This is a genomic window from Micromonospora sp. NPDC049240 (assembly GCF_040647835.1).
GTDB lineage: Bacteria > Actinomycetota > Actinomycetes > Mycobacteriales > Micromonosporaceae > Micromonospora.
This window is the reverse complement of the sequence record NZ_JBEZCX010000007.1, coordinates 1-21,170: the sequence shown is the minus strand read 5'-3', so window position 1 is coordinate 21,170 and position 21,170 is coordinate 1. Positions and strand designations below refer to the sequence as shown.

Here is a 21,170-nt window from a genome sequence, read left to right as displayed (position 1 = left end):
TGGCCGCCCACGCCGGGCCGGACGGGGCCCGAACCGGGAGTGCCGGAACGAACAGTTCCCGGTCGTCGACAAAAGGGCTAGCGGGCGTCCACCTCGTCGATCCGCTCGGCGCCGAACGCGTCGCGGAGCAGGCGTACCGCCTGTTCCTCACTGGACTCGCGCGCGGTGCGCTCGTCGATGACCTCGTCCAGCGGCTCGTCGCCCGGGTCGAAGCCCTCGAAGTTCGCCGGCGCGGCACCACCCGACCGCTTCGCACCGCCGCGCACCGGACCGTCGAAGTCCGGATCGTACGGCGGTTCACCGGCCCAGTCGGCCTCGGCCGTCTTCCGGGCCGCCTGCCCGGTACGCGGGCCGCGTCCCGCCGCAGCCGCCCGGGCTGCCGCGATCGCGCTGCTCACCGGCGGACCCGCGGACGCGGCCGGCTGCGCCGGTGGCCCGGCCGGTCTCGGCGGGGCCGGTGCGGCGTGGGCGGCCGACGCGCTGGCCGGTGGAGCGGATGCCGACGCCCCGTCCGTGCTCGGCGCGCCACCCGGGCGGGCCGGCTCGGGCCACTCGTCCGCCTTCGCGGGCGCACCACCCGGTTCGGGCCGTTCTCCCGCGCCGGCGGCCGTGCCACCCGGGCGCGCCGGCTCGGGCCAGTCCTCCGCCGGGTCGACGGTGGGAGCGCCGCCGGTGGACCGCATCGCCCCGTTCCGGCCGTTCACACCATCACCCGCGCCGTTCGCCCGCCCCGATCCGCCGGGCGCGCCACCGGCTCGACCCGCACCGTCGGCCCCACCGGCCGGGTGGGCACCACCCGGCTCCTGGCTGGCGGGCGTCTCCGGAGGCGGGGATGCCGGTCGGGCCGGCGCGGCGGGCCGGGACGGGCCACCGAGCGACACGCCGCCCCGCTCGCCGGCCACCTCGCAGCGGATCTGCCAGCGACCGCCCAGCTCCTCGTAGAGCGCGTCGGTGAGCACGGCGGCGTGATCCGCCATCATCTTCGCCAGCACCGTCGACTTCACGGTCAGCACCAGCGTGTCACCGTCCAGGTCACGCACCACGGCGTCGCGCATCAGCGCGGCGATCCGCTTGTTGCTCCGGTTGACCTTGCCGACCACCTCCGGCCAGACCCGGCGCACCGCCACGGCGTCCAGCGCGCCGGGACCCGCCGCGCCCGGACGGGGCGGCTCGGGCGTGGCCGGATCGGGCATCACCGCCGACGACAGCACCGGACGACGGGCCGGGGCGGCCGGCTCCCGGCCGGTCGGCAGCGGGGAGCCGGCACCCGCGCCCGAACCGACCGGACCGGATGAATCGCCCGGGCCGGAAGCACCAGCGGCCGCGGCCGGAGCGCCGGGGACCGGCCGGGAGCCGGCCGTCGCGGCGGCGGCCCGGGCGGCGGCGGGTCCGGTCGGGGCATCGGCAGCCGCCGGCGTGCCGGCGGTCGACGGGTGGACCGCGGCGGCAGCCGCGCCCGGGGCGGGAGCGGCTGGGCGTACCTCCTGGGTGGGGGTGGCCGGCGCGGACGGCGACGGCTCGACGCCGCCCAGCGTGAGCCGGCGTTCCATCCGCTCCAGCCGCTGGAGCAGGCCGCCGGACGAGTCGTCGGCGCCGGGCAGCAGCATCCGGGCGCAGATCAGCTCCAGCAGCAGCCGGGGCGCGGTGGTGCCGCGCATCTCCACCAGGCCGTTGTGCACGATGTCGGCGCAGCGGGACAGCGTGGCCGGGCCGAGGCGCTGCGCCTGGGCGGCCATCCGCTCGATCTGGTCGGCCGGGCCGTCGATGAGGCCCTTGGCGGCGGCGTCCGGCACCTGCTGGAGCACGATCAGGTCGCGTAGCCGCTCCAGCAGGTCGGAGGCGAAGCGACGCGAGTCGTGGCCGGCCTCGGCGACCCGGTCGACGGTGGCGTACGCGGCGGCGCCGTCCCCGGCGGCCAGCGCGTCGCACATCTCGTCGATCAGCGCGGAGTCGGTGACGCCGAGCAGCGCGGCGGCCCGGGCGTAGCCGACACCCTCCGGGCCGGCGCCCGCGATGAGCTGGTCGAGCACGGAGAGGCTGTCCCGCATGCTGCCGCCGCCGGCGCGCACCACCAGCGGGAAGACGGCCGGCTCGACCTTGACGCCCTCCGCCGCGGTCAACTGCTCCAGGTACGGCCGAACCACCTTCGGCGGAAACAGCCGGAACGGGTAGTGGTGGGTCCGCGACTTGATCGTGCCGAGGACCTTCTCCGGTTCGGTGGTGGCGAAGATGAACTTGACGTACTCCGGAGGCTCCTCGACCAGCTTGAGCAGCGCGTTGAAGCCGGCCGACGAGACCATGTGCGCCTCGTCGATAATGTAGATCTTGAAGCGACTGCGGGCCGGCGCGAAGAACGCCTTCTCGCGCAGCTCGCGGGCGTCGTCGACGCCGCCGTGGCTGGCCGCGTCGATCTCGATGACGTCGATCGAGCCGCCGCCGTCGGGGGCCAGCCCGCGACAGGACTCGCACTGCCCGCACGGCTCGGGCGTGGGGCCCTGCTCACAGTTGAGCGAGCGGGCCAGGATCCGGGCGCTGGAGGTCTTGCCGCAGCCGCGCGGGCCGGAGAAGAGGTACGCGTGGTTCAGCCGGCCGCTGCGCAGCGCCTGCGACAGCGGCTCGGTGACGTGCTCCTGACCGATGACCTCGGCAAACGTGCGGGGCCGGTACTTGCGGTAAAGGGCCAGTGCCACCCGTCCCGCCTCCTCTCGACCGAGCCATTCTGCGCCGGTCGGCCCCGGGTGACCACCCACCACCCCGTGACCCGACCCGCGGCGACGTTACCCGGCCCCGGAGACAGAAAGGCCTCCCGTGCACCCGGCAGAGCTCGCTTATCCTTGCTGCCTTCCGGCCCTGGGGAGGTTCACGAGGTACCGCCGCACGGGAGGTGACGCCAAGCCTACCCGAAGGCTTGTGGATCTTCCGGGAGGGTGGGGTGGCCCGCCGTCGCGGGACCTGTATCCTGGCTCGCGGAGGATTCGCCTAGAGGCCTAGGGCGCACGCTTGGAAAGCGTGTTGGGTTTACACCCTCACGAGTTCGAATCTCGTATCCTCCGCGCTCTCGTGCGCAGGGCCGGCCCCGCTGGGGCCGGCCCTGCTGCCGTCTCCGGCCCCCTCTTCTCCCTCCCTGACCGACCACCGCCCCGTGGCGGGTGGAGTGTCGATAACGGTTTCTTTACCGGTTCAGGGGGTTGATAGGCACATCAGCGGATGGTGAGGCATTGACAAAGTTAACCGGTTAAGCCGACCATCGTGGATATCTTCGCCGGGTCGGACGCCGGAAGGGCAACCGACGCTCCGACCCGTCCGGGCGGCGAGGGCTCCCCGCAACCATCACCCGTACGGGAGTTCCTCATGATCCAGCGCACCCGCACGCGGGCCTGCCTGGCCGGGGCGGCGGCAGCCGTCACCGCACTGGCCACCACGCTCGTCACCACACCCGCCGCCCAGGCCGCCGCCGGCGCCTGCTCGGTGACCTGGCAGGTCACCAACGACTGGGGCGGCGGCGCCACCACCAACGTCACGATCACCAACACCGGGGCCGCCGTGAACGGCTGGACGCTGGGCTGGGCGTTCCCCGGCAGCCAGGTGATCGGCGACATGTGGAACGCGACGAAGACGCAGTCCGGCGCGAACGCCACCGCCACCAACGTCTCCTACAACGCGAGCGTCCCGGCCGGCGGCACGGTGAGCTTCGGCTTCAACGTCACCTACACCGGGTCGAACCCGGCCCCGACCGCGTTCACGCTCAACGGCGCGGCCTGCGGCGACACCACGCCACCGAGCCCGAGCCCGACCGGCAGCCCCAGCCCCACCGGCAGTCCGACCCCGACGCCGGACCCGACCGGCGTCCCCAGCGGCAACCTGGCGCTCAACCGGCCGGTCACCGCGTCGTCGACGGAGAGCCCGAACGCCGCCGCCCAGGCGGTGGACGGCAACGGGGGGACCCGCTGGTCCAGCCTCTACGCCGACCCGCAGTGGATCCAGGTCGACCTGGGCGCCACGTACCCGATCAACACGGTGCGGTTGCGTTGGGAGGCCGCGTACGGCAAGGCGTACCAGATCCAGACCTCGACCGACGGCACCACCTGGACCCCGGTGTTCAGCACCACGACGGGCGACGGCGGCACCGACGACGTGACGCCGGCCGGGGCCAGCGGCCGGTACGTGCGGATGTCCGGCACCGCACGCGGCACCGCCTGGGGTTACTCGCTCTACGAGGTCGAGGTGTACGCGGTGAAGCCGCCCACCCCGCCCGGCCCGGACTGCGGCCAGGCCCCGGCCGACCCGCAGGCGAACTCGAAGGCCCGCAACCTGATCTGCTACCTGCGCACGCACACCTACGTCAGCGGCCAGACCGACCTGCCGGACGCGGACAGGGTGCAGCAGTTGACCGGCCGCTACCCGGCGATCGTGGCGTTCGACTTCATGGAGTACACCCGGGGCAGCATCGAGACCCAGCAGGTCATCGACTGGGCCAGGGCGCGCAACGGCATCGTCGCGTTCCAGTGGCACTGGTACTGCCCGCGCGGCGGCAACTACTCCGCGCCCTGCGACTTCCAGCCCGACCTGAGCAACCCGTCGTCCAAGCTCTACCAGGACATCGACCTGGTGGTGCGCGAGCTGAAGAAGATAGGCGACGCCGGTGTGCCGGTGCTGTTCCGCCCGCTGCACGAGGCGAACAACAACTACATGTGGTGGGCGAAGAAGGGTCAGGACGCCTACAAGCAGCTCTGGCGGCTGATCTACCAGCGGGCGCAGCTCGCCGGCGCGCACAACATCGTCTGGGTGTTCAACGGAATGGCCAGCGGCCAGGGCACCTCGCTGGCGTCCTGGTACCCGGGTGACGGCTACGTCGACCTGGTCACCTCGGACTACTTCCAGAGCAGCAGCGACTTCGCCACCACCAAGGCGGTCAACGGCGCCAAGACCACCGGCGTGGCGGAGACGTTCAGCCCGCTCAACCCCAACTCCGACCCGGCGTGGCCGTACTACGTGGTCTGGGCGTCGCGGGACTGGAACGGCAGCGGCAAGGACGTGGCCGGGCTGTGGCGTACCGCGATGGCCAACCCGAGGACCATCTCGATCGACCAGCTCCCCGACATGTCCGCGTGGTGACGACCTGATCGCCAGGGGGCCGGGCCCGTCGAGGGTCCGGCCCCTCTCGGGTACGCGCAGAGCCAGCCACGTATGCGCCACCTGTATACCGAGCAGTCACACAGCGGTTTGAATGAGTCGATGACCGCGATGTCGAGGCGAGCGGGTTGCGCCCGCTGCGGGGCGAGCCTGGCGGCGGACAACAACTCCGGGCGTTGCGCCTCCTGCCAACGGGCGGAGCGCGACCGGATCGTCGCAGCGCCCGAGGTTCCGGCTGCCTTCTGGTCTCACGAGCCGCTTCGGCGAGCGCTGGCGGAACGGCACCTCGGCCGGGTGATCCGCGCCTCCGCCACCATCCCGTTGGGAGTTCGGCGAGGGCCAGGCATGGCGCCCGGCGGCACCCGGACGGTGAGCCTGTCCACGGCGGTCCGGTTCCCGTAGCGTTTGGTCAACTCACGTAGTTCGATCACGGGATCGACGCTAGGCATCGCGCTCGGGAGCGGTAAGCCGGAAACCATCCGACCTGGTCCGGGGGTTTCCACCCCCGGCGGCGGGCTACCGTGCCAGGGCGACAGCAGGATCCGTCGTCGTACACATGTTCCATCCACAGGCTGTGGACGCCGAGAGGACCGGATGAGTTACCAGCTCAGTGCCGTGGTCGCCGACGTCGAGCTGCTGCGCGAGCAGACCACCGACCTGGACCACGCGGTGCTGGCCGCGCTCCGGCAGGACTTCGCGCTGCTGCCGGTCACCCCGCAGCTCGTGGCGGAGCTGACCGGCGAGCCGCCGGATTTCGCCGCCGAGGAGCCCTGCGCGGTACGCCCGTTCCGGCTGGTCCTCTCGCCGCCGCTGGCGGGGCTGCTGGCCCGCTGGTCGAAGCGCGGGCCGGTGGCGTACCTGGAGGCGGAGTTCACCGGCGGGCTCGGTCACCAGGCGGCGGTGGTGTGGCTGGACGGCGACGTGACCTGGGGCCCGCGCTACGACGGCGCGCTGGACCGGCCGCGGGCGCAGTGGCCGATCAACACGGCGCTGGCCCGGCTCGGCGCCGAGCCGGGCGCGTGGATCGACCCGTTCGCCGAGTTGGGCCTGCACCTGGAGCGCGACACGGCCGGCTGGTTGGCGCACGGCCGGCGCGGGCTGTCCGCCGACTACTGGGACGAACTGGCCGAGGAGTGGGAACTGCGCCAATCCGGCCCGCACCAGCAACCTCCTCGCCCCGGTCCCGTTGGGGACTGGGGGATTGCATGAAACTACGACAATTCGGCTTTATCGCCACACTGCTCGCTGCCGCTTCCATCGCCGGGAGCGGCGTCCATCCACATGGGCCGGACGTGCCCGCCCGACCGGTCGGCGCCGCCGAGGTGGTCAGCCTGAACGGCCTGCGCAACGCGGGGTTCGGCGACACCGAGGAGGACCTCACCCGGCGCGGCCTGCTGCGCACCGACGAGGAGGCCTGCGGGCCCACACTGGCCGGGCACGGCGAGGTCAGCCCGATCTTCGTCGACGACCGGCTCGTCCTGCTCTGGCTCGACGACCCGATGACCACGCCGGAGGGAATCAGCGCCGGCACGCCGGTCGGCGAGGTCCGCGCCGCGTACCCCGGCGCCGCCGCGCTGCCGGCGCCGCCCGGCAGCCACCGCTTCGCCGGGCTGCTCGCCCGCGACGGCGACCGCGCGTACCTGTTCCTGCACGACGGCGTCACCGTCCGAGAGATCATCGCCGGGTACGCGGACTGGGCCCGTCGCCTCTTCGACGAGGGCTACGGCCCCTGCTGAACGCCGAAGCGCCCGGGGATTCCCCGGGCGCTTCGGCAATTGGCGGTGGCGGCGGGATTTGAACCCGCGGAGGGCGTAAACCCTCACACGCTTTCGAGGCGTGCTCCTTAGGCCACTCGGACACGCCACCGCCGACGAGGGTACAGGACCACCGCTTCGGACGCCGAACCGGTATCCCGTCGGCCGGCCTGGCAGGATCTTTGCCATGAGTACGCACATCGGCGCTGAGCCGGGAGAGATCGCCGAGCGGGTCCTGATGCCGGGTGACCCGCTGCGGGCCAAGTGGATCGCGGAGACCTACCTCGAGGAGGCCCGCTGCTACACGACGGTGCGCGGCATGCTGGGCTTCACCGGGCGGTGGAACGGCGTCGACGTCTCCGTCCAGGGTTCCGGCATGGGCATGCCGTCCGCCTCCATCTACGCCCACGAGCTGGTCAACGAGTACGGCGTGAAGACGCTGATCCGGGTCGGCTCGTGCGGGGCCCTGACCGAGGACCTGCAACTGCGGGACGTGGTGGCGGCCATCGGCTCGTCCACCGACTCGAACATGAACCGGATGCGCTTCGACGGGCTGATCGACTACGCCCCGGTCGCCGACTTCGGGCTGCTGCGTACCTCGGTCGAGGTGGCCGAGCGGCGCGGCATCACCATGCGGGTCGGGCCGATCCTGGCCGCGGACGCCTTCTACACCGACCGGCCGGACCTGTACGACGCGCTCGCCGACTACGGCGTGCTGGCGGTGGAGATGGAGTCGGCGGCGCTCTACACGATCGCGGCCCGGTTCAAGGCCCGCGCGCTGACCATCCTGACCGTGAGCGACCACATCAAGACCGGCGAGAAGACCACGTCGCAGGAGCGTGAGCAGACGTTCGGCCAGATGGTCGAGATCGCCCTCGACACCGCCATCGCCTGACCGACCCTCCGCCGCTACCCGCCCCGCCCCCGTCACCACCCGGTGCCGGGGGCGGCGGCTCGTTTGAGAAGGGGCCCCGTCTATACCGCAGGCGTTAACAGGGGGCCCGGCCTTACCGGAAGAAGGCGCGTAGCAAGGCGGCGCTCTCCGGGGCCAGGACGCCGGCGTAGACCTCTGGGCGGTGGGTGACCCGGCGGTCGCGCAGGACGTCCCAGAGCGAGCCGACCGCGCCGGTCTTCGGTTCCCACGCGCCGAACACCACTGTCGAGACCCGGGCCAGCGCGATCGCGCCGGCGCACATGGTGCACGGCTCCAGCGTCACCACCAGTGTGCAGCCGTCCAGCCGCCACCGGCCCAGCCGCTGCGCGGCGCGGCGCAGCGCCAGCACCTCGGCGTGCGCGGTCGGGTCGCCGGTCAGTTCCCGCTCGTTGCGCCCGATCGCCAGCTCCCCGCCGTCGGGCCCGTAGAGCACGGCCCCGACCGGCACGTCGTCGGCGCCCTCGTCCGGCGTCGGCCCGTCCGGGCCGGTCGCGGCGACGTGCAGGGCCCGGCGCATCCACAGCTCGTGCCGCTGCCGGCGCCCCACCGCGCCCGGGTCGGCCAGCCCTTCGTCCGCGCCCGGCCCCGCCCGCCCGGGTCGACCCGGCGTCGGCTGGCCGGGTCGCAGCGTCTCCAGTGCCGGGTCGGTGGCGTCGGTCGGTTCCACGGCGCCGGGTGTCACGGATTCGCCGGGCTCAGACCTCACGCAGTTCCTCGACCTCGTCCGCGCAGCCGAGCACCTGGCAGATCTCGGCGGTCACGTCGGCCGGCATGTTGCCCTCGTGCGCGCAGAGCGCGAGCAGCTTCGGCGCCGGGATGCCGAGGTCGGCGAGGAGGTCGGCGTCGCCCACCGGGTCGGCCTCCGGGTCCACGGCCGGCTGCTCGGTCTCGTCGTCGCCGCCGGACGGGCGCGGCTCGTCGACGTCCTCCAGGCCGGTGACCGAGGTCTTCAGGTCGCCGACCAGCAGCGCGCCCAGCCGGGACTCCTCCGCGTACGCCGAGTCGGAGCCGAAGACCCGCAGGTCCTCCCCCTCGTCGAGGCGCAGGACGACCAGGTAGGTGTCGTCCGCCTCGACGAACAGCAGGGAGAGGTCGGCGTCCGGCTCGACGTCACGCAGCCGGTCGGCCGCCTCTTCGATGTCGGTGACGCCCCGCAGGCTGACCTCGCCGGCGGTCCAGCCGCCGTCGATGCGCGCCACGGCAGCAGCGAAGTACGACACGGTCCCCCCAAATTGGCCTCGGCAGCACGCCGACACGTCACGCGATGCACGTTAACCGGTCGGGTCGGCGGGCGACCGGTCAACGCCCCGACCGGGGCCGGCCGTTCCTGGAGAAAGTCGCCTCAGCCGGCCACGCGGCGGCGGGTGGCGATGAGCTGGCGCAGGCGGTCGCTGCGCGCCCGCTGCGGCCGCTCGCGCTGCTGTACCGCACGGGCACCGGCCAACTCGGCGAGGAGTTGTAGGCGACGGCGGCTCCGATCGGGGTCGAGCCGCGGCGGTGTGGTCCAGGCCATACGGCGAGCGTGAACCGTCACCGCGCGTACGTCAAGATGGTCTTCGCTACGCAGCGAAAGCGGCACGTAAGGTCACCAGAGCGGCCAGTCGCCGGTCTGCGCCCACCGCACCGCGACGATCGCGGCGGCGATGCTCCAGCCGCCCGCGGTGACGATCGCCACCCCGGTCGCCACCCCCCGGTCGCCGTGGCGGACCAGCACCGCGGCGACCGCCCAGGCGACGCCGCCGGCCAGCACCGTCCACCAGGCGTAGCCGGGCACGTCGCGGCCGACCAGCCCGAACAGCAGCAACCAGGCGAAGGTGACCACCGCGCCGAGCGCCACGCCGGCGCCGGTCACCGGGTACGGCTCGCGGTAGCTGGGGCGCATCGGCCCGCCGGACGGGAAGAGCCCCGACGGGGTACGCGGCGGCGCGTGGAACGCCCCCGGACCGCTCGCTCCGGCTGCCCCGTGCCACCCGTTCGTCACCGCTGCTCCCCTCCCCGACCCATCGACCCCGACGTCACCCACCGTGACCGGCCGGTGCGACCGGGTCGGCGCTTTCGTTCCCACGGTAGTGGTCTGCCAGGATGATCGGATGCGCTCGCCATCGATCGGCCGCCGCGCGCGTCCGGCGTTCCCGGTCCTGTTGCTCGTCGCGGCGTTGGCCGCCGGGTGCGACCGGCCCGCGGCGCCCGCGGACGCGTGGCAGGACCCGAGCCCGATGGTGACGGCGACGCAACCCGCCGAGCCGACGGCGAGCCCGGCCCCACCGGCCGCCTCCGCCGCCCCGACCGCCACCGCCGCCGCCCCGACACCGTCGCGCCCCGCGCCGCGACGCGTCTTCCCGGTCCGGGCCGGCAACGTCGACTACCACCCGACGCACGGCGGCTACCCGGGCACCGACGTCTTCGCCGACTGCGGTGAGCCGGTGGTGGCGGTCACCGACGGGGTGGTGCTCGAGGTGAGCCGGGTGGACCGGTTCGACAAGCGGGGGCCGATGGGGCCGAACAACGGTGGGCTCTCGGTCTCGCTGCTCGGCGACGACGGGGTGCGTTACTACGGTTCGCACCTGAGCGCGATCGTGTCCGGCGTCGACGCCGGCGTCCGTGTGCGCGCCGGGCAGCAGCTCGGCAAGGTGGGCCGCACCGGCAACGCCAACAACGTGTGCCACCTGCACTTCGGGCTCTCCCCGAAGTGCTCCGGCCACGACGACTGGTGGATCCGTCGCGGGGTGGTCTGGCCGGCGCCCTACCTGAACTCCTGGCGCAAGGGCGGCAACCGGTCTCCGGTCGCCGAGGTCACCGCCTGGCAGCGCAAGCACGGCTGCCCGGCGTCGCCGGGCCGGTCCGCGGCGGGCGGCTGACCCGACGCGCGGGTCCGGCGGCGCACGGCGGGCGGCCGGAGCGCGTAGGTTCCACTGCATGACTGCCCGGGATCCCCTCGCCGATCTGCGCCGGATCGCGTTCCTGCTGGAACGCGCCAACGAGGCCACCTACCGGGTGCGGGCGTTCCGGTCGGCGGCCGCGGCGCTGGGCGCGTTGCCGGCCGGCGAGGTGGCCGAGCGGGCCCGCACCGGCAAGCTGACCGAGTTGGCCGGCGTCGGCGACGTCACCGCCCGCTGCGTGGCCGAGTCGCTGGCCGGCGAGGAGCCGGTCTACCTGCGTCGGATGCTGGCCACCGAGGGCACCGACCTGGACGCGGAGGCGGCGACGCTGCGGGACGCGTTGCGCGGCGACTGCCACACCCACTCGGACTGGTCGGACGGCGGCTCACCGATCGAGGAGATGGCGCTGGCCGCGGTCGAGCTGGGGCACGAGTACGTGGTGCTCACCGACCACTCGCCCCGGTTGAAGGTGGCCCGCGGGCTGACCGCGGACCGGCTCCGCCGGCAGCTCGACCACGTGGCCGCCGTGAACGAGGCGCTGCCGAAGGGTTTCCGCATCCTCACCGGCATCGAGGTCGACATCCTCGCCGACGGCTCACTCGACCAGACCGACGAGTTGCTGGCCCGGCTGGACGTGGTGGTCGGCTCGGTGCACAGCGGCCTCAACGACGAGCGGGCGAAGATGACCCGCCGGATGGTGACCGCGATCGCCAACCCGCACCTGGACATCCTCGGGCACTGCACCGGCCGGATGGTGTCCTCCCGGCCGGCCGGTGTGACCGGGCCGGGCGACAAGGGGCACCGGCCGCGTACCCGCAAGGAGAGCGAGTTCGACGCGGACGCCGTCTTCGCCGCCTGCGCGGAGCACGACGTCGCCGTCGAGATCAACTCCCGGCCGGAGCGGCAGGACCCGCCGAAGCGGCTGATCCGCCGCGCGCTGGAGGCGGGCTGCCGGTTCGCCATCGACACCGACGCGCACGCCCCCGGGCAGCTCGACTGGCAGCGCTTCGGGTGCGAACGGGCGGCGCGCTGCGGCGTACCGGCCGACCGGGTGATCAACACGTGGACCGCCGACCGCCTGGTGAAGTGGACGGCGGGCCGGGGCTGAGCGGTCAGGCCCGGGCGGCCGGCTCGACCGGGCGGCCGGCGGGCGCCACCGGCGTCGGGGCGGGCCGGCGCCGGCCGACCAGGCCCTGCGCGACCGCCACCCCGACCAGCACGATCAGCGCGCCCACCGGCTGGTGCCAGTTCATCCGCTCGCCGAGCACCACGGCACCGACCACCACCGCGAAGACCGGCACCAGGTACGTCACGGTGGACGCCGTGCTGGCCCCGGCCAGCCGGATGTTGCGCAGGTTGATCACGAAGGCGAGCCCGGTACCGAGCGCGCCGAGCGCGAGCACACTGGCCACCACCCGGGGGGACAGGTCGGTCGGCACCGGCGGCGCACCGGCCACCAGCGGCGCGGCCAGCGCGAGCTGCGCGGTCGCCACGAGCAGTTGGGCCGCCGACAGCGACAGTCCCGAGTACGCGCGTCCGGCGATGAACTTCTTCTGGTACGGGATCGCCAGCCCGTAGCAGGCCGCCGCCCCGAGGCACATGAGTTGGCCGGTGAAGTGCGCGCCGCCGACGCCCGCCCAGACACCGAGCACCACCAGCACGCCGACGAAGCCCAGCGCCAGCCCGACCGCCCGGCGCGCGGTCAACCGCTCGGTGCGGAACACCAGCACCGCCAGCGGCAGCACGATCAGCGGCGTGGTGGCGTTCCAGATGCCGGCCAGCATGGACTCGACCCGCTGCTCGCCGTAGCCGAACAGGGTGAACGGCAGCGCGACGCCGAACGCGGCGACCACCAGCAGGTGGCCCCAGACCGCCGGCTCGCGGGGCAGCCGGTCGCGCAGCACGACCAGCACCACGAGCAGCGTGGCCGCGCCGGTGGCCACCCGGTAGAGCGTGAGGTGCACGGGGTGCAGCTCCCCCACCCCCACCTTGATGAAGAGGAAGCTGGAACCCCAGATCGCGGCCAGTGCGACGAACCCGGGCAGCCAGCTCCGCAGCGGTGCCCGGTCAGGGGCGAAATCCATGTTCACCCCTGACACTCTGCCCCTTCGGTACGACGAAGTCGCGCGGATTTCGGCCGCCGTGTCGACCGCCACAGCAACTGTTCGATGCCCGACCCTGAACACGGCAAACAGGCTCGACACGGGGGTGACCCGGTCACGTAGGGTCGCCCCGTGGGACGAATCGATGACCTCGCCAACCGGTACGTGGCCCAGTGGGCTCCGCTGAGTCCGACCGGGGCCACCTACGTCGGCATCGCCGGCTACGACGACCAGCTCGACGACCTGTCGCCCGAGGGCTACGCGGCCCGTGCCGAGCTGGCCCGGCGCACGCTGGGCCAGCTCGACGTGACCGAGGCGGAGACCGAGGCGGAGCGGACCGCGCAGGAGGCGATGCAGGAACGCCTCGGCCTGGAACTCGCCCGCTACGACAGCGGCGAGACCACCAGCGAAGTCAGCGTGATCACGAGTGGGCTGCACGAGCTGCGGATGGTCTTCGACCTGATGCCGACCGACGGCGAGGAGGCGAAGGCGAACGTCGCCACCCGGCTCAACCGGTTCGCGTCCGCGTTGGAGGGCTACAAGCGCACGCTGCGTGAGGCGGCGGCGGCCGGGCGGGTCAGCTCGCAGGTGCAGCTCGTCGAGGTCGCCAAGCAGTGCGACATCTGGGTCGACCCGGACGGCGACAACTTCTTCCACGGCCTGGCCGAACGCCTCGACGCGGACGGCACGCTCGGTGCCGAGCTGCGCAAGGGCGCCGCCGCCGCGACCGCGGCCACCGCCGAGTTCGGGCACTTCCTCCGCACCGAGCTGGCCCCCGTCGGGCGGCAGAAGCAGGCCGCCGGCCGGGAGCGCTACGAACTGGCCTCGCAGTACTTCCTCGGCGCGAAGGTCGACCTGGACGAGACGTACGCCTGGGGTTTCGCGGAGTTGGCCCGCCTGGAGGCCGAGATGCGGGCGGTGGCCGCGCGGATCGTCGGCCCCGGCGCCTCGGTCGACGACGCGGTCCGTGCGCTCGACGCCGACCCGGCGCGGACGGTCCGCGGCAAGGAGGCGTTCCGCGACTGGATGCAGGCGCTCGCCGACCAGGCGATCAGCGAGCTGGACGGCACCCACTTCGACATCCCGGAGCAGGTCCGCCGGATCGAGTGCTGCCTGGCGCCGACCAGCGACGGCGCGATCTACTACACCGGCCCGAGCGAGGACTTCTCCCGGCCGGGGCGGATGTGGTGGGCGGTGCCGCAGGGCATCACCGAGTTCTCCACCTGGCGTGAGGTGACCACCGTCTACCACGAGGGGGTGCCGGGCCATCACCTCCAGGTCGCGCAGACCGCCGTCCGGGCCGACCTGCTCAACCGCTGGCAGCGGCTGCTCTGCTGGGTCTCCGGGCACGGCGAGGGCTGGGCGCTCTACTCGGAGCGGCTGATGGACGAGCTGGGCTACCTGGCCGACCCGGGGGAACGGCTCGGCATGCTCGACGGGCAGGCGTTGCGGGCGGCCCGGGTGATCGTCGACATCGGCATGCACCTGGAGCTGGAGATCCCGGTGGACAATCCGTTCGGCTTCCACCCGGGCGAGCGCTGGACGCCGGAGCTGGGTTGGGAGTTCATGCGGGCGCACTGCCGGGTGCCGGACGAGACGCTGCGCTTCGAACTGAACCGCTACCTCGGCTGGCCGGGGCAGGCCCCCTCCTACAAGGTGGGCGAGCGGATCTGGTTGCAGGCCCGGGAGGACGCGAAGGCCCGCAAGGGCGCCGACTTCGACCTGAAGGAGTTCCACCGCCAGGCGCTCGACCTGGGCGCGCTGGGGCTCGACCCGCTGCGCCGGGCGCTGGAAAGGCTCTGAGGACGACGGTGGCCGGGCGTCGGAGGGACCTCCGACGCCCGGCCGTTTCCGTGGTGCGCCCGGATCAGGCCAGGTCGACCCGGAGCACCGGCTTGGCGGTGAGCGACTTCGAGTGCTCGTACGCCAGCTCGATCACCGGGTCGTCGAAGCTGATCGGGATCGGCGAGGTGATCGGGATGCCGTCCGGGAAGGGCAGGTCCGGCGTCAGCGTGATCTTGATGCCGAGCAGGTGCCCGACGAACCGGGTGGCGTAGAACGCGACGTCACCGGAGACGGTGAGCCGGTCGGTGACGTACCGCTGCTTCTTGCCCGCCGGGCCGTTGGCCAGCAGCGTGAAGTCGTCGGTGACCGCCTTGTCCATGGTGAACTTCAGGCACTTGAGCTTGCCCCGGTAGGTGGGCAGCTCGACGATGCCCTCGAAGCGCAGTCCGGTCATGGTCACCTTGGAGCCGGTGAGCCGGGAGGGCGGGTCGGCCACGAGCGGCTGGTCGGGGTCGGCGGCCAGCTTGGGCAGCGGCTTGCCCTCCTCGACCGGCGCGGGCTTGGTCGGGGCGGGGTCGGCGTCGTCGCAGTCGGCGCCCGGCTTCGCCGGGGTCGACGGTTTGGCGCTGCCGCTGGGCTTCGGCGTGCCGCTCCCGCTCGGCGTGGCGGCTGCGGCGGCGGGGGCCACGGGCGACGGCGACGGCTCGGCCTCCTCCCCGCCGGTGAACAGGCCGGTGATGCCGTCGACGAGGTCGGTCAGCAGGTTGCCGTCCGGGTCCTCGGCCGGCGGCGCGGTCGTGGCGGTGGCGCTCGGGCTGGCCGACGGCGACGCCGACGCGGTCTTCGAGGCGGACGGCTTCGGCGCCGGCGCCGACGTGGTCGGGCAGGCCGCCGGCGCGGCGACCGCCGGCCGCTGGTCGCGGAGCGCCACCAGGCCGGCCAGGGAGACCGCGAGAACCAGCAGGATCGCGTACGCCCGGGGCGCGTAGCCCGACCCGTGGGGCGTGTCCGGGCCGGCGGGGTCGACGGGCGACGCCTCGCGCAGCGGGTTACGCGGCTCCGGCAACATGTCGGTGAGGACGCCGGTGGCGTCGTCCTGCCGCTGCCGGGGCGGCAGCAACTCGTCGACCAGGGCCGGCTCCGGCTCCTCGGCCGGCTCCGTCGCCGGCTCGTCGACCGGCTGGGCCGGCTTCGGGTCGCCGGCGGTTTCCTTGCGCGGCACCCAGGCGAAGCCGAGCGCGCTGCCGATCATGCCGAGCAGCAGGCCGATGAAGAAGCCGCCGAGGTTCACGCCGATCAGCGAGTAGAGCGCGGTGATCGCCGCGACCACCGCGTAGAACATCCGCTGGGCCGGGCTGAACCAGAGCAGCATGCCGCAGGTCACGAGGATGGTCGGGATGAGCCAGGACAGGAAGCCGGTGGGCCCCATCTGGAACGTGAGGCCGTTGAGGCTCATCTGGGTGGTGGCGAAGATCTCCAGACCGGCCAGCGCGGTGAAGAGCCCGCCCCAGAACGGTCGCGCCCGGCGCCACCGGCGGAAGCCACGCCACGCCTGGCCGGGCCGACCCGGCCGGGCCTGCTGCGTCTCGGCGGTTGTCACGTACTCCTCCTGGCGGTGCTGACGGGGTGAGACATGGCCGAGGCTCGCGGAGGGCGCCCTCCGCGAGCCTCGCCATCAGATCAGAAGCACTCCTTGGCGTCCTTGCCCACGTTGACCTTCAGCTTCAGGCCGTTGAGGGTGAAGACGCCGGCGCTGGTGGAGCGCGCCACCTGCTCCAGCTTCGTGATGGTCACCTTGTCGGCGCTCTGCCCGAACCCGCCGGGCTGGCCCTGCTTGGCGTTGAGGTCGTTGGCGTCGCGGCCGATCTGGATGTTCTCGAACGTGGCGTCGCCGGCGAGCGAGTCCATGTCGATCAGCAGGTTGGTGGCGGTGGCCGGCTTGCCGTCGCCACCGGCGTTGATGGTCAGCACGATCGGGATGCCCGGCAGGCTGGCGTTGACCGACTGGCAGAGGTCGTAGAGCTTGGCGTCGGCGATCTCGGAGACGGCGACCGGGTGCTTGGTGCCGTTCTTCTCCTCGACCATGCCGCCGTACTGCTTGAAGCCGTTGCCCTCCAGCTTCGTGGCGCCGACCTTGAAGGTCTGGCCCGACACCGCGAACGAGGCCGCGATGGCGCCGTTGGCCATGCCCAGCACGATGCCGCCGGCCACGACCGTCGCCGGCACCATCATCGCGGCGAAGCGCCGCCAGCGGGTGCCGCCACTCGGCTGACGGTTCTCCGATTCACTCACAAGGTCCTCCTCGACGGGGGTGCGTCGCCGGACGCGGGACGCGACGCGGGACGGGAAAGCTGCGGGGCGGCGCGGATGCCGTTGTGCCGAACGGCCGCGCGGTCGCGGATTGGATGCTCTCGCGAAGCGACAGACCTCACAAGCCCCAAGCTACTGACGGGTAACACAGACGTGATATCAAGATCGTCCCTGGTTACCAACGGTTAACATCCCCAGGGCAAGGAGGTCAGGGCAAACCGCCCTGATTACGACAGGATGCCGAACAGGTTTCACCTGTGGTAGTCGTCACCGCCAAACATCACAGTTCGGTAACGGCGAGCTGGCAAGGCGCTGTGGGTGAGGAGCCAATCACCCGTCCGGCCGGGACCACGCCACCGACCGGAGCCAGCTCAGCCCCGCTCGTCCAACCACGACTCCAGCAGGTGGCGGTCGATCGAGTCGACCCGGCCGAGGGAACGCCCCGCCGCCGCCCGCGCACGCAGCTCCGCCCGGGTGAACCAGCGCGCCGCCACCAGCTCCTCGTCGTCGACCCGGACCCGCGTCGACACCGCCGTCGCCCGGAACCCGACCATCAACCCGGCCGGAAACGGCCACGCCTGCGAACCCTGATAGGTCACCGCCCGCACGGACACGCCGGCCTCCTCGGCCAACTCCCGCCGGACCGCGTCCTCCAGGCTCTCGCCGATCTCCACGAACCCGGCCAGCAGCGACCAGGCATCCTCCGCCGCCCCGCGATGCCGGCCCAGCAGACAACGCTCCGGCTCACCGGGCGCCTCGACCAGCACGATGACCGCCGGCTCGATCCGCGGGAAGAACAACCGGGCGCAGCCCGGCCCGGTGCAGGAGCGGACGTGCCCGCCCGAGCCGGCCACCGTCGCCGCCCCGCACGCACCGCAGAACCGCTGGCCCCGATGCCAGTGCAGCAACCCCTTCGCGTACGCCTGGAGCGCCGCCTCCGCCGGCGTCAGCCCGCCCACCAGGGCGCGGACGTCCACCGCCTCGACCGCGCCGGCCAGCTCGCGGGCCTCGCCCTCCTCCCGGCCGGACAGGTCGGCGGCGAACACCGCCCGGCCCGCGTCCAGCCCCAGGAAGACCGTCTCGTCGGCGGCGGCGAGCAAAACGGCCGCGTCCACCACGGTTGGCCGCACCGGCGCCCGCCCGGCGTCCACCAGGCACCGGTCCCGCCAGCACGGCAGCACCACACTCGCCGGATCGGTCCGCCGCTCGGCCAGCCAGTTCGCGTCCCCGCGCAGCTCCGCCGCCCGGTCCAGCCAGCCACCGCCGTACGCCAACCCGCGCTCGTCCGCCCGCACCCGCCCACCGTGTCACGACCAGGGCGTGGACGGGGCCCCGAAACGGGTGATCGGTGCGACACCGCCGCCCGCCCGACACGACCGCCCGGCCGGAGACTCCCGACCGGCCCGAGCGTTGGTTACCGTAGGTGTCTCCCGCGGGGGAAGCGGTCCCCGCACGTGTCCTTCCGATGAGGTTGCAGTGACGATGTACGGCGAGAAGATGCCGGCCGCCGACGACCGCCCCACCATCAAGGTGGCGGCGGTGAGCTGGCCCGGGGTCGAGCTGGAGCCGGTCGCCGCACCGCCCACCGACGACCCGGGGAAGCCGCCGCGCTCCCGACGCGCCCGGCTGCTGCTGGCCGGCGGGATCACCGCCGCCGTGCTCGCCGGTGGCGTCGGCGTCGGCGCCTACGCGTACGCCGGTGACGTGCCCCGCGGCACCACGGTGCTCGGCACCGAGCTGGGCGGCCGGAGCCGGGCCGAGGCGGCCCGCGCGCTGCGCACCGAGCTGGAACGCCGCGCCGACGCGCTGAACGCCCCGCTCACCGTGACCGTGGGCGAGAAGAAGGTCGAGCTGAAGCCGGCCGACGTCGGGCTCACCGTCGACGTGGACGCCACCGTGGCGGCGGCCGCCGCCGCCGACGCGCACGCGGTCAGCCGACTGGTCGGCTCCCGCGCGGTCGAGCCGGTGGTCACGGTCGACGCCGACCGGCTGGCGGCCGCCCTGCGCAAGGCGGCGGGCGACCAGGGCCGCGAGATGACCATGCCGACCATCATCTGGACCGGCACCACCCCGAAGCCGGTCTACCCGAAGCCGGCGCTGACCGTCGACACGACCGCCGCGACGTCGGCGGTCACCTCGGCGTGGCTGGCCGCCCGACCGGTCACCGTGCCCCTGGTGGAGCAGTGGCCGGCGACCACCCGGGAGGAGGTCGACCGGCTCGTCACCGAGCTGGCCCGGCCCGCCGTCGCCGCGCCGGTCACGCTCACCACCGACGGCGGCTCGGTCACCATCCCGCCCGCCGCCATCGCCAGGTCACTGCGCTTCCCGACCGACGACGCCGGAAAGATCACTCCCCGGGTCGACGTCAATCGACTGCGCGCCGCGCTCGGCGGCAAGCTGGCGACGCTGGAGGTGGAACCCCGCGACGCCGGGCTGACCATCAGTGGCGGCAAGCCGAAGGTGGTACCGAGCCGGGCCGGCCGCCAGGTCGACGCCGCCGCGCTCGGGCCCGCGTTGCTCGCGGTGCTGCCGAAGCCGACCGACCGGGCGGTGACCGCCGCGCTGAAGCCGGCCACGCCGGAGCTGACCGAGGCCAAGCTGGCCGAGCTGGGCATCAAGGAACGGGTCTCCACCTTCACCACCCGTTTCACCGGCGGCCTCTCCTCCCCGCGCAGCCAGAACATCGTCCAGGCGGCCAAGGACGTGGACGGCACGATCGTCAAGCCGGGGGAGACCTTCTCGCTCAACGCGCACACCGGCGAACGCGGCTACGACCAGGGCTACCAGGACGCGCCGACGATCGTGAACGGCAAGCTGGTGCCGGGCGTGGGCGGCGGTGTCTCGCAGTTCACGACCACGCTGTTCAACGCGAGCTACTACGCCGGGCTGGAGGACGTCGAGCACAAGCCGCACTCGTTCTACTTCAGCCGCTACCCGGCCGTCATCGAGTCGACCATCTACTGGCCGCAGCTCGACTTCAAGTTCCGCAACAACACGCCGCACGGCGTGCTCATCGACACCTCGTACACGGGCAGCTCGATCACCGTGTCGATCTGGAGCACGAAGATCTACGACAGCGTGAAGACCGAGTACGGCCCGCGCCGGAACGTCACCCAGCCGAAGACGGTCTACCTCAAGCCGGGTCCCGACTGCATCTCCGCCGCCGGTGGGGTGGGATTCGCCCAGGACGCGTTCCGGGTGATCAAGAAGGACGGCAAGGTCGTCAAGCGGGAGAAGTTCAGCTGGCGGTACGACGCCGAACCGCGCTTCATCTGCGCCCCCGAGCCGGGGGCCTGACCCCGGACGCCAAGAAGGCCCCGCTCAGCGGGGCCTTCTTCGTGCTCGGTGCGATCAGGGCCGCGCCGCGGCCAGACCCTCCCGTACGCCTTCCGCGTCCCGGTCGGTGCCGTACACCGGCGTGTCCGGCTGCTGCCGCCAGCTCTCGTCGAGCGTGCCCGCGTCGACCGGGTCGAAGCCCAGCTCCGCCACGATCCCCATGACGACCCGCTTGGCGTCCTCGTCGTCGGCGGCGACCGGCAGACCGATCCGGCCCGGCGTGCCCGCCGGCTTGCCCGCGTCCATCAGGTGCGCCGCCTGGATGTTGTTGAAGGCCTTGACCACCCGGGCGCCCTTGAGGTGGTCGGCGGTCCACCGGCTGGAGCTGAGACTACGGTCCAGCAGCTCGGCCACGTCGCCGTCGCGCTGGGGGTAGTAGTTGTTCGCGTCCACGACCAGCTTGCCGTCGAAGAGCGACGCCGGCAGTTGCGGCACCGCCTTCAGCGGGATCGCGACGACCACGAGTTCCGCGCCCTGGACCGCCTCCTCCAGGCTCACGGCCCGGGCGCCGGTCTCGGCGGCGAGGTCGGTCAGGCTCTGCGGGCCGCGGGAGTTGGTTACCGCGACGTCGTGGCCGAGTGAACTCAGACGACGGGTGAGGGTGCCCCCGATGTGCCCCGACCCGATGATTCCGATCTCCATGACCACTCCTGTACCCCGGTCGGCCCGTACCGATCCCGAACACGCCGTTCGTCACGTCACGTTTGACGAATCCGCCCGTCCGGCGGGGGACGCGCGCAGCGGTCCCGGCTCGACGGTACGAGACACGACGGGTCGGCCGTGGAGGTTCCGCCGGTTCCGGCCGGAACGCAGTTCAGGGCCACCCCGAAGGGTGGCCCTGAACTGGAAGATTGTCCGGCGGTGTCCTACTCTCCCACACCCTCCCGAGTGCAGTACCATCGGCGCTGGAGGGCTTAGCTTCCGGGTTCGGAATGTA

The 21,170-nt window shown here is 73.0% G+C and carries 17 protein-coding genes, 2 tRNA genes, 1 other RNA gene and 1 pseudogene; 9 read left to right on the top strand and 12 right to left on the bottom strand.

The features are described from left to right. Positions 1 to 77: 77 nt before the first annotated feature. Together AB0B02_RS12000 and ffs are read right to left on the bottom strand one after the other, a co-directional pair. Positions 78 to 2,690, bottom strand: coding sequence for a DNA polymerase III subunit gamma and tau (locus AB0B02_RS12000; RefSeq protein ID WP_357299649.1), 2,613 nt, complete (start codon positions 2,688 to 2,690; stop codon positions 78 to 80). A 107-nt stretch (positions 2,691 to 2,797) separates the two neighbouring features. After that, an RNA gene (gene ffs / locus AB0B02_RS11995) (signal recognition particle sRNA small type) lies at positions 2,798 to 2,887 on the bottom strand. 81 nt (positions 2,888 to 2,968) lie between these two features. Between ffs and AB0B02_RS11990 the strand changes: the two genes are divergently transcribed. The 4 genes from AB0B02_RS11990 to AB0B02_RS11975 all read left to right on the top strand — a co-directional run bounded on the left by AB0B02_RS11990 (position 2,969) and on the right by AB0B02_RS11975 (position 6,869). Further along, positions 2,969 to 3,053, top strand: a tRNA-Ser gene (locus AB0B02_RS11990). Positions 3,054 to 3,351: 298 nt separating this feature from the next. Further along, on the top strand, positions 3,352 to 5,115 hold the full coding sequence (locus tag AB0B02_RS11985) for a glycosyl hydrolase (protein ID WP_357299645.1): 1,764 nt from the start codon (positions 3,352 to 3,354) through the stop codon (positions 5,113 to 5,115). Between the two features lie 612 nt (positions 5,116 to 5,727). After that, positions 5,728 to 6,342, top strand: coding sequence for a hypothetical protein (locus AB0B02_RS11980; protein ID WP_357299642.1), 615 nt, complete (start codon positions 5,728 to 5,730; stop codon positions 6,340 to 6,342). Then, positions 6,339 to 6,869 (top strand): hypothetical protein, encoded by a 531-nt coding sequence (locus tag AB0B02_RS11975; RefSeq protein WP_308447800.1) that lies wholly within the window; start codon positions 6,339 to 6,341, stop codon positions 6,867 to 6,869. Before AB0B02_RS11980 ends, AB0B02_RS11975 begins: the two co-directional genes overlap by 4 nt. Positions 6,870 to 6,909: 40 nt before the next feature. Here the strand turns inward: AB0B02_RS11975 and AB0B02_RS11970 are convergent. Further along, positions 6,910 to 6,999: transfer RNA gene (locus AB0B02_RS11970), tRNA-Ser, on the bottom strand. Positions 7,000 to 7,074: 75 nt separating this feature from the next. On the opposite strand from AB0B02_RS11970, the gene deoD reads away from it, so the two are divergent. Further along, on the top strand, positions 7,075 to 7,782 hold the full coding sequence (gene deoD / locus AB0B02_RS11965) for a purine-nucleoside phosphorylase (RefSeq protein WP_281934225.1): 708 nt from the start codon (positions 7,075 to 7,077) through the stop codon (positions 7,780 to 7,782). Between the two features lie 112 nt (positions 7,783 to 7,894). On the opposite strand, the gene AB0B02_RS11960 is transcribed toward deoD, so the two are convergent. The 4 genes from AB0B02_RS11960 to AB0B02_RS11945 form a co-directional block, all read right to left on the bottom strand. Beyond that, positions 7,895 to 8,449, bottom strand: coding sequence for a nucleoside deaminase (locus AB0B02_RS11960; protein WP_357300170.1), 555 nt, complete (start codon positions 8,447 to 8,449; stop codon positions 7,895 to 7,897). Between the two features lie 67 nt (positions 8,450 to 8,516). Beyond that, positions 8,517 to 9,041 (bottom strand): tRNA adenosine deaminase-associated protein, encoded by a 525-nt coding sequence (locus AB0B02_RS11955; protein ID WP_107162257.1) that lies wholly within the window; start codon positions 9,039 to 9,041, stop codon positions 8,517 to 8,519. A gap of 122 nt (positions 9,042 to 9,163) precedes the next feature. Beyond that, on the bottom strand, positions 9,164 to 9,334 hold the full coding sequence (locus AB0B02_RS11950) for a hypothetical protein (protein WP_281934220.1): 171 nt from the start codon (positions 9,332 to 9,334) through the stop codon (positions 9,164 to 9,166). Positions 9,335 to 9,406: 72 nt separating this feature from the next. Next, on the bottom strand, positions 9,407 to 9,703 hold the full coding sequence (locus AB0B02_RS11945; RefSeq protein ID WP_107162256.1) for a hypothetical protein: 297 nt from the start codon (positions 9,701 to 9,703) through the stop codon (positions 9,407 to 9,409). A gap of 208 nt (positions 9,704 to 9,911) precedes the next feature. On the opposite strand from AB0B02_RS11945, the gene AB0B02_RS11940 reads away from it, so the two are divergent. Both AB0B02_RS11940 and AB0B02_RS11935 read left to right on the top strand, forming a co-directional pair. Next, entirely contained in the window at positions 9,912 to 10,679 is a 768-nt protein-coding gene (locus AB0B02_RS11940; RefSeq protein ID WP_281934218.1) for a M23 family metallopeptidase, read from the top strand. Positions 10,680 to 10,737: 58 nt separating this feature from the next. Continuing rightward, positions 10,738 to 11,808: a PHP domain-containing protein gene (locus tag AB0B02_RS11935; protein WP_357299637.1), complete on the top strand. Its 1,071-nt coding sequence runs from the start codon at positions 10,738 to 10,740 to the stop codon at positions 11,806 to 11,808. Here the strand turns inward: AB0B02_RS11935 and AB0B02_RS11930 are convergent. Continuing rightward, positions 11,691 to 12,790, bottom strand: a pseudogene (locus AB0B02_RS11930) (DMT family transporter); the annotation flags it as partial. The gene AB0B02_RS11935 and the pseudogene AB0B02_RS11930 overlap by 118 nt on opposite strands. Before the next feature lie 144 nt (positions 12,791 to 12,934). On the opposite strand from AB0B02_RS11930, the gene AB0B02_RS11925 reads away from it, so the two are divergent. Beyond that, entirely contained in the window at positions 12,935 to 14,605 is a 1,671-nt protein-coding gene (locus AB0B02_RS11925) for a DUF885 domain-containing protein (RefSeq protein WP_281934214.1), read from the top strand. A gap of 64 nt (positions 14,606 to 14,669) precedes the next feature. Here AB0B02_RS11925 and AB0B02_RS11920 read toward each other — a convergent pair whose 3' ends face one another. The 3 genes from AB0B02_RS11920 to nudC form a co-directional block, all read right to left on the bottom strand. Next, the gene (locus AB0B02_RS11920; protein WP_357299634.1) at positions 14,670 to 16,187 is read right to left on the bottom strand and encodes a DUF6114 domain-containing protein; all 1,518 of its coding nucleotides are present in this window, start codon (positions 16,185 to 16,187) and stop codon (positions 14,670 to 14,672) included. An 80-nt stretch (positions 16,188 to 16,267) separates the two neighbouring features. Further along, positions 16,268 to 16,819, bottom strand: a complete 552-nt coding sequence (locus tag AB0B02_RS11915; RefSeq protein WP_281934652.1) for a DUF6230 family protein — start codon at positions 16,817 to 16,819, stop codon at positions 16,268 to 16,270. Positions 16,820 to 17,268: 449 nt separating this feature from the next. Then, on the bottom strand, positions 17,269 to 18,192 hold the full coding sequence (gene nudC / locus AB0B02_RS11910) for an NAD(+) diphosphatase (RefSeq protein ID WP_281934210.1): 924 nt from the start codon (positions 18,190 to 18,192) through the stop codon (positions 17,269 to 17,271). A gap of 187 nt (positions 18,193 to 18,379) precedes the next feature. Here nudC and AB0B02_RS11905 point away from each other — a divergent pair, with 187 nt between their 5' ends. Beyond that, on the top strand, positions 18,380 to 20,194 hold the full coding sequence (locus AB0B02_RS11905; protein WP_357300166.1) for a VanW family protein: 1,815 nt from the start codon (positions 18,380 to 18,382) through the stop codon (positions 20,192 to 20,194). Positions 20,195 to 20,248: 54 nt separating this feature from the next. On the opposite strand, the gene AB0B02_RS11900 is transcribed toward AB0B02_RS11905, so the two are convergent. Further along, positions 20,249 to 20,875, bottom strand: coding sequence for an NAD(P)-binding domain-containing protein (locus AB0B02_RS11900; RefSeq protein ID WP_281934208.1), 627 nt, complete (start codon positions 20,873 to 20,875; stop codon positions 20,249 to 20,251). Positions 20,876 to 21,170: the final 295 nt, after the last annotated feature.